General features: G+C 57.1%; 9 protein-coding genes. 2 read left to right on the plus strand and 7 right to left on the minus strand.

Features of this window, described 5'->3' with window-relative positions; genetic code table 11:
* The first annotated feature begins 238 nt into the window (after window positions 1-238).
* Window positions 239-3,358 (plus strand): ribonuclease E, encoded by a 3,120-nt coding sequence (gene rne, locus AC4IBF_RS13585; protein ID WP_133294164.1) that lies wholly within the window; start codon window positions 239-241, stop codon window positions 3,356-3,358.
* A 57-nt stretch (window positions 3,359-3,415) separates the two neighbouring features.
* Here the strand turns inward: rne and AC4IBF_RS13590 are convergent, their stop codons facing one another.
* Window positions 3,416-4,309 carry a LysR family transcriptional regulator gene (locus tag AC4IBF_RS13590; RefSeq protein WP_434088384.1) on the minus strand — a complete coding sequence of 298 codons (894 nt, stop codon included), beginning with the start codon at window positions 4,307-4,309 and terminating at the stop codon, window positions 3,416-3,418.
* Window positions 4,310-4,454: 145 nt separating this feature from the next.
* Between AC4IBF_RS13590 and AC4IBF_RS13595 the strand changes: the two genes are divergently transcribed.
* Window positions 4,455-5,669 (plus strand): MFS transporter, encoded by a 1,215-nt coding sequence (locus tag AC4IBF_RS13595; RefSeq protein ID WP_115874725.1) that lies wholly within the window; start codon window positions 4,455-4,457, stop codon window positions 5,667-5,669.
* A gap of 75 nt (window positions 5,670-5,744) precedes the next feature.
* Here the strand turns inward: AC4IBF_RS13595 and flgL are convergent, their stop codons facing one another.
* The 6 genes from flgL to flgG form a co-directional block, all read right to left on the minus strand.
* Window positions 5,745-6,698 (minus strand): flagellar hook-associated protein FlgL, encoded by a 954-nt coding sequence (gene flgL / locus AC4IBF_RS13600; RefSeq protein ID WP_136194682.1) that lies wholly within the window; start codon window positions 6,696-6,698, stop codon window positions 5,745-5,747.
* Between the two features lie 14 nt (window positions 6,699-6,712).
* Window positions 6,713-8,353: a flagellar hook-associated protein FlgK gene (gene flgK / locus AC4IBF_RS13605; RefSeq protein ID WP_111965536.1), complete on the minus strand. Its 1,641-nt coding sequence runs from the start codon at window positions 8,351-8,353 to the stop codon at window positions 6,713-6,715.
* 75 nt (window positions 8,354-8,428) lie between these two features.
* Complete coding sequence (gene flgJ, locus AC4IBF_RS13610) at window positions 8,429-9,382, minus strand: flagellar assembly peptidoglycan hydrolase FlgJ (protein WP_248173464.1); 954 nt, start codon at window positions 9,380-9,382, stop codon at window positions 8,429-8,431.
* A complete protein-coding gene (locus tag AC4IBF_RS13615) occupies window positions 9,382-10,479 on the minus strand; it encodes a flagellar basal body P-ring protein FlgI (RefSeq protein ID WP_029740346.1) in 1,098 nt (365 codons plus the stop codon). Before AC4IBF_RS13615 ends, flgJ begins: the two co-directional genes overlap by 1 nt.
* 12 nt (window positions 10,480-10,491) lie before the next feature.
* Window positions 10,492-11,190: a flagellar basal body L-ring protein FlgH gene (flgH, locus tag AC4IBF_RS13620; protein WP_023311139.1), complete on the minus strand. Its 699-nt coding sequence runs from the start codon at window positions 11,188-11,190 to the stop codon at window positions 10,492-10,494.
* Window positions 11,191-11,247: 57 nt separating this feature from the next.
* Window positions 11,248-12,030 (minus strand): flagellar basal-body rod protein FlgG, encoded by a 783-nt coding sequence (gene flgG / locus AC4IBF_RS13625; RefSeq protein ID WP_008500810.1) that lies wholly within the window; start codon window positions 12,028-12,030, stop codon window positions 11,248-11,250.
* Between the last annotated feature and the right edge of the window lie 10 nt (window positions 12,031-12,040).

Genomic DNA, 12,040 nt, shown 5'->3' on the forward strand with positions numbered 1-12,040 from the left:
GTTGCAGTACTTCCCGGTATAAGGATTGTTCTCTGGAGAGTTCTACCCAGGCAATTCCCCTGATAATTGCGCTGTGTTTCCGTATGAAATACAGGCAACCGACACTCTGCGCCTCTTAAGCGAGCGACAACCGTGAGGTTGGCGACGTGAACAGACACGAGGCCATCGGTTCATACCCCGGAAAGCGTCACCTTGCCCGCAGCTTTGTCGTCAATGTAAGAATAACGAGTAAGTTACGATGAAAAGAATGTTAATCAACGCAACTCAGCAAGAAGAGTTGCGTGTCGCCCTTGTGGATGGGCAGCGCCTGTACGATCTGGATATCGAAAGTCCTGGACACGAACAGAAAAAAGCGAACATTTACAAAGGTAAAATCACCCGCATTGAACCAAGCCTTGAAGCTGCATTTGTCGATTACGGTGCTGAGCGTCATGGTTTCCTCCCTCTGAAAGAAATTGCCCGCGAATATTTCCCTGCAAACTACAACGCCCATGGCCGCCCAAACATCAAAGATGTGCTGCGTGAAGGTCAGGAAGTTATCGTTCAGATTGATAAAGAAGAGCGCGGCAACAAAGGTGCCGCACTAACAACCTTTATCAGCCTGGCAGGGAGCTATCTGGTTCTGATGCCAAACAACCCGCGTGCGGGTGGCATCTCTCGCCGTATCGAAGGTGATGACCGTACCGAGCTGAAAGAAGCGCTGGCAAGCCTCGAGCTGCCTGATGGCATGGGGCTTATCGTGCGTACCGCAGGCGTTGGCAAATCCGCCGAAGCGCTGCAGTGGGACCTGAGCTTCCGTCTGAAGCACTGGGAAGCCATCCAGAAAGCAGCGGAAAGCCGCCCTGCTCCGTTCCTGATCCACCAGGAAAGCAACGTTATCGTGCGTGCCTTCCGTGACTACCTGCGTCAGGACATCGGTGAGATTCTGATCGATAACCCGAAAGTGCTTGAGCTGGCGCGCCAGCACATTGCCGCGCTGGGTCGTCCGGATTTCACCAGCAAAATTAAACTGTACACCGGCGAAATCCCGCTGTTCAGCCACTATCAGATCGAATCCCAGATTGAGTCCGCCTTCCAGCGCGAAGTACGTCTGCCATCCGGCGGTTCTATCGTTATCGATACCACTGAAGCGCTGACCGCTATCGACATCAACTCCGCGCGTGCAACTCGCGGTGGCGATATCGAAGAGACTGCTTTCAACACTAACCTCGAAGCCGCTGATGAAATCGCCCGCCAGCTCCGCCTGCGCGACCTGGGTGGTCTGATTGTTATCGACTTCATCGACATGACCCCTGTTCGCCACCAGCGTGCGGTTGAAAACCGTCTGCGCGAAGCGGTGCGTCAGGACAGAGCGCGTATTCAGATTAGCCATATCTCACGCTTTGGCCTGCTGGAGATGTCCCGTCAGCGTCTGAGCCCGTCGCTGGGTGAGTCCAGCCATCACGTCTGCCCACGCTGCTCCGGCACCGGTACCGTGCGTGATAACGAATCGCTGTCCCTCTCGATTCTGCGTCTGATTGAAGAAGAAGCGCTGAAAGAGAATACCAAAGAGGTTCACGCGATTGTCCCTGTGCCAATTGCCTCTTACCTGCTGAACGAAAAACGTGCTGCGGTCAGTGCCATTGAAGCGCGTCAGGGTGGCGTTCGCTGCATCATCGTGCCAAACGATCAGATGGAAACCCCGCACTATCACGTGCTGCGTGTCCGTAAAGGCGAAGAGACGTCAACGCTCAGCTACCTGCTGCCGAAGCTGCACGAAGAAGAGATGGCCCTGCCTTCAGATGAAGAGCCAGCCGAGCGCAAGCTGCCTGAGCAGCCTGCGTTAGCGACCTTCATTATGCCTGAAGCACCGCCTGAAGCAGCCCTGGAAAAACCGGCGGCCAAACCTGCGGCGCAGAAACCTGAAGCAACGGCAGCGAAAGCCCAGCCGGCGCAGCCTGGTCTGCTGAGCCGCTTCTTCGGCGCGCTTAAGAAGATGTTTGCCGGTGAGGAAGTTCAGCCAGAGCAGCCGAAAGAAGAGCCAAAAGCGGCCAAGCCTGAGCGTCAGCAGGACCGCCGTAAGCGTCAGAACAACCGCCGCGACCGTAACGACCGTAGCGAGCGCAATGACCGCAGCGAGCGTCGTGACAACCGTGATAACCGCTCTGAGAATAACGAAGGCCGTGAGCAACGCGAAGACAACCGTCGCAACCGTCGCGAGAAACAACAGCAGAATGTTGAAGATCGTGAAATTCGCCAGCAGGCGGGCGATGAGTCTGAGAAGAGCAAACAGCGTGACGACCAGCAGCCGCGCCGTGAACGCAACCGTCGCCGTAACGACGAGAAGCGTCAGGCACAGCAGGAAGTCAAAAACCTGAACCGCGAAGAGCCTGTTGAACAGCAGGACGGCGAGCAGGAAGAACGTACTCAGGTCATGCCGCGTCGTAAGCAGCGCCAGCTTGCTCAGAAAGTTCGTTTCGCCTCCGAAGCAACCGAAGAGTCAGCAATTGTCCCGGTTGAAACCCGCGAGAGCGCAGCCGGTACTCAGCTTGCAAAAGTTGACCTGCCAGCGGTCGTTGATAACAACGTTGAGCAGGATGATAACGGTGAAAACCGTGATAACGCCGGCATGCCGCGCCGTTCACGTCGTTCCCCACGTCATCTGCGCGTCAGCGGCCAGCGCCGTCGTCGCTATCGTGACGAGCGTTACCCAACTCAGTCGCCAATGCCGCTGACCATTGCCTGTGCTTCACCAGAAATGGCCTCCGGCAAAGTCTGGATCCGCTACCCGGTAGCGCGTCCGGAGCAGGTTGTTGAAGAACAGCCAGTAACCGAAGAGGTTATTGCACCTGCGGCAGCGGTAGAAGAGGTCGTGACTGAAGCGGCAACCGTGGTAGAACCTCAGGTTGTTGAAACTGCAGCCCCTCAGGCAGCTGAAGTCGAAACCACGCATCCGGAAGTGATTGCCGCGCCGGTTGATGCCGCACCGCAGCTTATTGCTGAAGAAGATGTCGTGGTGGCTGAGGAAATCGCTGAAGAAGCTGAACCTGTAGCCGCAGTGGAAGACACCGCTGAAGCCATCGTCGAAACGACCGCTGAAGAAATCGTTCAGGACGTTGAGATTGAGGTTGAACCGGTTGTTGAAGAACCGAAAGCGCCTGAAGTGAAACCTGAGCCGGTTGTTTCTGCGCCAGCCGCTGCCCACGTGGCGACAGCACCAATGACGCGCGCTCCGGCGCCGGATTACGTGCCTGAAGCACCGCGTCACAGCGACTGGGTTCGCCCGGCATTCAGCTTCGAAGGTAAAGGCGCAGCCGGTGGCCACAGTGCAACGCATCAGGCGACTGCACCGGCAACGCGTCCACAGTCTGTCGAATAACGACAAACGACGCTGAAAGTAAAAAGCCGACCTGAGGGTCGGCTTTTTTTATGGCTGCTACACGGGCTTCCTCATCCCGGTCACCTCCGGCATGACCTGCCGCATCAACTCCAGAAAACGCCGCAAGCGTGCCGGATAATAACGGGACCAGGGATAAACCAGATGCACCGGTAGCGCCGCTGGCTGCCACTCCGGCAGCAAATGTACCAGCCGCCCTTCCTGAATATCGTCCTGTACCGTCCAGCTGGAGACCACCGCCACGCCAAGCCCGGTGAGTGCAGTGTTACGTGCGACATACAGGCTGTCGGTGCTGAGGCGTGGCGTAATAGCAATCCGCGCGGTGGCGGGCGAAGCATCGTGAAATAGCTCCACGTGGCGCTGGTAGAAAGAGCTGATCGCTATCCAGGGAAACTGCTGCAAATCCTCCGGCGTGGTAACCGCTGGAAAACGGGCCAGCAGTGCCGGAGAAGCGACCACCGAGCGCGGCACTTCCGCCAGCAGCACGGATACGGTCGCCGGATCGACCTCCACGCCTACCCGAATAGCACAGTCCAGGTTGTCACCGAGGAAATCCGCCGACCTGTCGTTGAGCATCCACTCAATCGAAAGCTGCGGATAGCGTTGCAAAAATTCGGTTACGGGTTTAAGAAGCTGATCCTGACCAAACGCGTGGGGAGCGCGCACCCGCAGCACGCCTACCGGCTCATCTTCCGTCTGCCCCACCTCATCTTCCAGCGCCAGCCAGCTGTCAATCACCCGACGGGCGTGCTGATAGCAGCGCTCGCCGTCATCCGTCAGCCGCGTCGTGTGGGTGGTGCGCAATATCAGGCGTACGCCCAGCATGGTCTCAAGCGACTGTAACCGTCTGCTCACAGTGGCCTGGGTGGTGGCCAGCTGCCGTGCAGCCGCAGAGAGGGAACCCGCCTCCACGATGCGAACAAACGTCCGCATTAGCTCCACCCTGTCTATACGCTCAGCTCTTTTCATTGCTTTTTCACTTATACGTTCAACGTATAAGCGTTTTACCACCGGGCCCGCTACCGTCGCAAGGCGTACTGATAAAAAATAGCCTCACACGACGAATGAGGAACTTCTTATGAACACAACAACCGCCGCCCATGCCGTGAGCCGCTGGGTGATTTTAATGCTGGCGATCGGTGCAGGTTTCAGCGTGGCATCAATCTATTATGCCCAGCCTCTGCTGCCGCTGATGGGCGCAGACCTTCATCTGAGTATCGAAGGAATGGGCATGGTCCCGACGCTCACCCAGGCGGGATATGCCCTGGGGATCCTGTTCCTGCTTCCGCTCGGCGATCGCCACGACCGCAGGACGTTAATCCTGATAAAGAGTGCGGCGCTGGCGCTGTTTCTTCTCGGCTGTAGCCTGACCGGGCAGATCCACTCTCTGCTGCTGGCAAGCCTGCTCATCGGCATGGCCGCCACCATGGCACAGGATATCGTCCCTGCCGCGGCCATCCTTGCGCCGGAAGGTAAACAGGGGAAAACCGTGGGCACGGTAATGACCGGGCTGCTGATGGGTATCTTATTATCAAGAACCGTGAGCGGCGTGGTGGGTGAAGCGTTTGGCTGGCGCGTCATGTACCAGCTGGCGGCGGCGAGCATTGCGTTCATCGGCGTGATGATGTGGTTTGTGCTTCCCCGTTTTGCCATTCACTCCACGCTGAGCTACCCCGCGCTGATGCGCTCAATGGAACACCTGTGGCGTCGCTATCCGGCGCTGCGCCGTGCGGCGCTGGCTCAGGGCTTTCTGTCGATTGCCTTTAGCGCCTTCTGGTCTACGCTTGCGGTCATGCTGCTTGAGCACTATCACCTGGGCAGTGCCGTAGCGGGTGGTTTTGGTATTGCAGGTGCCGCCGGTGCGTTAGCTGCCCCGCTGGCAGGGGGTCTGGCGGATAAACTGGGCGCAGGAAAAGTCACGCAGCTTGGTGCCGTTCTGGTGACCGTCTCATTTGCCCTGATGTTCCTGATGCCCGCGCTGGGCGTTCATGGACAGCTGATTCTGATCGCCATCTCTGCCGTCGGGTTCGACCTGGGTCTGCAGTCAAGCCTGGTCGCTCACCAGAACCTGGTATACAGCCTTGAACCGCAGGCTCGGGGTCGTCTCAACGCCCTGCTCTTTACGGTGGTCTTTATCGGAATGGCGCTGGGTTCCGCGTTAGGCAGCAATATCTACTCGCTGGCGGGCTGGACGGGTGTGGTCGCGCTGGCGACAGTCTGTGGCGTCATTGCACTGGCAATTCGTCTGATTGAAAGCGCACGTGTCGCCTCCGCATCAGCAGAAGTTGCATAAAAAAAATGCCCAATCCAGGCGGATTGGGCAGTAAAACATGCCCAGTTTCAAGACATGTTCCAAGAGGTCAAGATGTTATTTGTTCAGCTGGAACAGAGACATGCCCTGCATATCGCTAAACGCTTTATAAGACGCCTGCAAGGCCGCCTGCTGCATGGTGTAAGAGGAAATCGCTTCGTTCCAGTCGACATCCACCAGGTCACTCATCTGCTTGGTCTGACCCAGCGCGCGGTCATCACCCAGCGTATCGAGTTTTTCCAGCTCGTTCATCTTGGTTCCCACATCCGCAACGACCGTCAGGACATTGTTCTGGGAGTTTTTGATGCCGATTTGCGCATTGGCAATCACCTGGCTTTGCGCCGTTGCAGCAGCCGGATCGTTTTCAATCGGCGTCTTCAGCGAGGCAATGGCAGAATCCAGGATTTTGAACATGTTCGTCTGGCCATATCCACCGCCCGGCAGCTGTTCTGCATTACTGGTAATGCTTTCGAAAATTTGCTGGCCGGTATGACTAATGGTCATATTTCGCGCCGTATCAACCTGCTGCGTGATGGCCTCTGCGCCGCCCTTGTAATCCCCGGTCGCGGCATCAAACGGTGCGCTCTCGGTTTTGTATCCCGCAAAGATAAAGCGACCATTACCATCCGTCGTGTTGGCCAGGTTCATAAGCTGATCGCGGATCCCCTGAATATCGGTCGCCAGAGAAAGACGGTCGTCATCGCTTAACGTGCCGTTCGACGCATAAACGAGCTTCTCGCGCACGCTCGAGATCGCGGTGTTGACCTGGGTTAACACGTTATCTTCCAGCGAGACCTTCTGTGTAGCAAAGGTGCGCGCGAGCGCAAACTGGCTGTTTTGCGACTGAGACTGTGACAGAACGATGGCCTGCGACGCGGCGATAGGATCGTCCGAAGGACGATTGACGCGCTTGCCGGTGGACATCTGCTCACCGTAGCTCAGCCATCTGCTCTGGGAATCGGTGATCCCACGCATGTTCTGCTCGTACATCATCTGGGTGCTAATACGCATTGTTCACCTCAACCTTAACGAATGTTGATAATTGCATCGAAGAGCGTACTGGCAGTCTGGAGAACCTGGGCGTTCGCCAGGTAATACTGCTGATAACGCTGCAAATTGCCATACTCTTCGTCGAGGTTTACCCCAGAGATGGTCTGCTGCTGCTTGATTAACTGCGTCTCCACGTTGGCTTTCGTCTGGCTGCTCACCTTCAGTGACGCCGTTGAGCTACCGACGGTACTGACGAGAGAGGCATACGCATCGTTGAAGGTTTTGTTTCCACCCACGACTTTGCCGTTTTGCAGATCGAGCAGTTTTTGGCCGTTACGGTTATCACTCTCGCCGCCGTTCTGCACCGATGCCATCGCCAGCTTGGACTCGTCGCTGATCGCGAGTTCCATGTTCATGATGACGTTGGAAACAGGCTTCACGGTAAAGCTGTCTTTGGTGTTTGCCGTACCGCTTACGTTGACGTTAAGGCCATCAAACGACAGATTGCCGCTGGCATCCGGGCTCATCGTAAAGCTGGTTTTGTCTGAAGTACGGGTAACCGTCCAGTCAGTGCCGTTAAACTGCAGCTTATAGTCTGTCGCCTGGACCTGCTTGCTGTCCGCTACAGAAGCCGTAACAACCGCCGAACCGCCGTTCTTGCTGCTGGACAGGACCGCCGGAGAACCGAAGTTGAACAGCTTACCGCCCGCATCACCGTTCGCATCAAAGCCGGCTTCATGCTGCGTGTTCATTGAATCTGCAAAGGCCAGCGCCATCTGGTTCAGGGTGTTACGAGCTTTATCAAGATCTTCCGTGCGGAAGGTCAGTAAACCGCCCAAAGAACCGGTGGTAATCATCTTCTCCGGGATCTCGACATTACCCGCTACGTCGTCGACATAGGCCACGGTGGTACGAGCCGGATCTGCACTCGACTTCACGGCAGCCAGCTGGTTAGCTTTGCTGCCCTGAACCAGGCTGTAACCGTTGCCGAAAGAGATGTTAAACGTACCGCTATCCTGAACAGACACTTCCACGCCGACGATTTTGTTCAGCTCGTTGACGAGCTGATCGCGCTGGTCGAGCAGATCGTTAGGCGATGCGCCCGCGCCGACGCCGGTCAGACGAGAGATCTGATCGTTCAGGTTCGCAATCTGTTTGGCATAGTTGTTGATCTGAGACACGCTGGTCCCAATGGCGGTATTGACCTGCGTATCCTGATCGCGCAGATACTGATCGTTGGTTTTGAACTGATTGACCAGACCACCCGCTTTACCCAGCACCGTCTGACGTGCAGCCGGGTCTTCCGCGTTGCTCACCAGCGTTTGCAGGCTTTTGAAGAAATCCTGCAGGGTGGTGGAGAGCGAGTTGGTGGTATCAGAGAGCACATCGTCGATTTTTGACATCTGCTGGTAGCGCGTCGTCAGACCGCTGCTCTGCGTCTGCGCGGCGCGCAGCTGGTTGGTGATGAAGGCGTCATACTCACGCTGGACACCGGAGACATAAACCCCGTTACCCACCCAGCCACCGCCGGTCAGCGTGCTGTTAGATGCGCCCAGCACCGTGGTCTGGCGGGTGTAACCTGCCACGTTATAGCTTGAAATATTATTACTGACGGTATTGAGTGCCGACTGCGCAGCACTGAGGCCACTCATGGCGCTGTTAATCAAACTGGACATGGGGGTTCCTTTTATACGTTCAGACACGAGTCCTGATGAAGGTTATCGGCAACCTCCACCGGGACTTGAGAACTTTCAGAACAGATTTTCAATATCTGTGCTATAGGCTTTGCTGACCTTCTCGCCCATGGATTTCAGCTGCTGGATCATGCTGGTGAGCTTGCGTGCATAGTTCGGGTCAGTCGCGTAGCCCGCGTTTTGTAAGGCCTGAGCGCCCTGCTCCGCCGTCGCCGCCTGCGTAACGGCGGTATAACGCGGATTTCGGCTCAGCAGGCCAACGTAGTCGGACAATGCTTCCAGATAAGAGCTGTAGACGCGGAATTTTGCTTTGACCTTCACCGCCGCACCGTTCTCGTATTCGGTGGTCGTGATCTCCGTTGTTGGCCCCTTCCAGCTGGAGGTGGCCTTCACGCCGAAGATGTTGAAGCTCGGATCGCCGTTTTCCTTGCGGATCTGACGCTGGCCCCAGCCCGACTCCAGCGCGGCCTGCGCCAGAATCAGATGATGCGGCACGCCGCTCTGTTCGCTGGCAAGGCGCGCGGGCAGAGAGAGCTGCGCCAGGAAGTCTTTGCTGTCACCGGAGAGCGGCTCATCGCCGCTGCCCGTGGCTTTTGGCATCGCTTTACGCACCATTTGCGTCAGAGCCTGGTTCTGATAACTGGTCACCGTTTCCAGATCGAACTTCATCGGCACCTGCTGCGTCTGTTTCTGAGGCTGAATGCCCTGCGCGGCTTCGGTCTGTTTCACAATCATGTCAGCCAGACCGAGGCCTTTACCGGCGGTCATCTGCTGCGCAATCTGCTGGTCATACATGCTGGTGTAGAGACGCGTTGAATCACTGCTGAACATCCCGTCTTTCGGCAGGGTTTCACGCATGCTTTTCAGCATCATCTGTACAAACATCCCTTCCACCTGGCGGGCGACCGGGCGGATGTTCGCCGCCGGGTCTTTTCCTGCTTTGGTTTTCAGTTCGTTGAGCGACTGGGCATCCCAGGCTGCACTGGTCAACAGTTTGCTATCGGTCAGCATTAGATGATTTCCAGTTTGGCGCGCAGGCAGCCCGCGCTTTGCATGGATTGCAGAATGGACATCAGGTCCATCGGCGTTGCACCCAGGGCGTTCAGGGCTCGCACCACGCTGTTCAGGTTGGCACTGGAGCGAACGCTCTGCAGCGACCCGCCGCTCTGACGCATATCAATCTGCGTTTGCGGCGTCACCACCGTCTGACCGCCACCAAATGGCGTATTCGGCTGGCTCACGTTCGCGGAGCGGTTTACCGTTACGGAGAGGTTGCCCTGCGCTACGGCACAGCTGTCCAGCGACACTTCCCGGTTCATGACCACCGAGCCGGTACGGGAGTTGATGATCACCTTGGCATCCTGAACCGGAACGTTCACTTCCATATTCTGGATATCTGCCAGCATGCGCACCTGGTTGCTGCTGCCGGTAGAGGTACGGATCTGCACGGTGCGCGCATCGAGTGCCGTTGCATTACCGTAGCCGCGGCTGCGGTTGATGGTATCGGCAATTTGCTGCGCCATGGTGAAGTCTTCATTATTGAGCTGCAGGTTGATGGTGTTGCCCGCGCCAAACTGGGTCGGCAGTTCACGCTCAATGATCGCCCCGTTGGTGATACGTCCACCGTTAAGCTGGTTCACCTGCACGCTGCTTCCGCCTGCGGATGCGCCCGCACCGCCAACCAGAATGTTCCCCTGCGCCAGCGCATAGACCTGGCTGTCGACGCCTTTCAGCGGGGTCATCAGCAGCGTACCGCCGCGCAGGCTTTTGGCGTTACCCATTGAGGAGACCACCACGTCAATGGTCTGCCCCTGACGAGCAAACGCCGGGTAGGACGCGGTGACCATTACTGCCGCCACGTTTTTCAGCTGCATGTTAGTTCCCGCCGGCACGGTAATGCCGAGCTGGGAAAGCATGTTGTTCAGGCTTTGGGTAGTGAACGGCGTCTGGGTGGTCTGGTCACCGGTACCATCCAGACCAACCACCAGGCCATAGCCAATCAGGGAGTTTTCACGTACGCCCTGAACGCTGGTGAGGTCGCGAATACGGTCAGCCTGGGCAAATGTTGCCACCAGCGCGAGCGCCACGGCGAAGATCGATTTAAACATGGGTCACCTCGCTTACATTGGCGATAAATTAAGGAAGAAGCGCTGCAGCCAACCCATATTTTGCGCTTCATTGATATAGCCGTTCCCGACGTACTCAATGCGCGCATCCGCCACCTGGGTAGATGGAACGGTGTTGGTGCCGCTGATGGTGCGAGGGTTAACCACGCCCGAGAAGCGAATGAATTCAGTGCCCTGGTTGATGGCGATCTGTTTTTCACCCACAACGTGCAGGTTGCCGTTAACCAGTACCTGGTCAACCGTGACCGTCAGCGTGCCGCTGAAGGTGTTGCTGGCGTTCGCGCCGCCTTTACCGTTAAAGGTGTTGCCGCCGGAGGCCTCAACATCCGCACGGGCATTGCCGAACAGGCCCTGCAGATAGCGTGGCACGGTATCGAAGCCAAAATTGGTTTTGCCATCGCGGCTGGCGTTCGCCGACGAGCTCTTGCTCGCGCTGACGTTTTCCTGCAGCACAATGGTCAATGTATCGCCGACGTTACGCGGGCGGCGATCTTCAAACAGCGGCTGATAGCCGTAATTAATCGGCTGCGCGGTCTGGAAAATGGAGCCGTTTACCACTGGCGCGGGGCCAGGAACGGGTTGGGCAGTCGTCGCACCCTGGACCAATGGTTTAGACGGGATCAAAGCACACCCGCTAAGGGTGACAGCCAGAACAGTCAGTATCGGATAACGAAACGCCGCGTTTTTTTGCATTGCCTTCATCTTCGAAAACAGGGAGCCGGCGCGGCGTTTACCGCACCGGGCTACACCTTAGAGTTGCGTCAGTTTCTGCAGCATCTGGTCGGTCGTCGACACTGCTTTACTGTTAATTTCATACGCGCGCTGGACCTGGATCATATTCACCAGCTCTTCCGCCACGTTCACGTTGGACGTTTCAACATAACCCTGGTACAGCAGACCCGCGCCGTTCAGGCCCGGGGTGCTCTCATTCGGCGTACCGGAGGATTGCGTTTCGGTGTAGAGGTTCTCACCAATGCTTTCCAGGCCGGTATCGTTCATGAAGGTGGTCAGGTTGAGCTGCCCGACCTGAACCGGCGCGGCCTGTCCCTGCTGGGTCACGCTGACCACACCGTCACGTCCGATGGTGATGCTCAGGGCGTTCGCCGGGATGGTAATCGCAGGCTGAACCTGGAAACCGCCCGCCGTCACCAGCTGGCCGTTCTGATCGACCTGGAACGAACCGTCGCGGGTATAGGCAGAGGTCCCGTCAGGCAGCTGCACCTGGAAGAAGCCCTGGCCTTTGATTGCCACGTCTTTACTGTTGTTGGTCTGAGACAGGTTGCCCTGGCTGTGCAGACGCTCGGTAGCCACCGGACGAACACCGGTACCGATCTGCAGACCCGATGGCAGCGTCGTCTGTTCAGAAGACTGCGCCCCCGGCTGGCGGATGGTTTGATAAAGCAAATCTTCGAAAACGGCGCGCTGGCGCTTGAAACCATTGGTGCTCACGTTTGCCAGGTTGTTGGCAATCACGTCCATATTGGTTTGCTGGGCGTCCAGGCCAGTTTTCGCGATCCATAAAGAACTGATCATAAGGAGTCCT

The sequence above is a fragment of the Enterobacter sp. Taxon_8 genome (assembly GCF_058354585.1).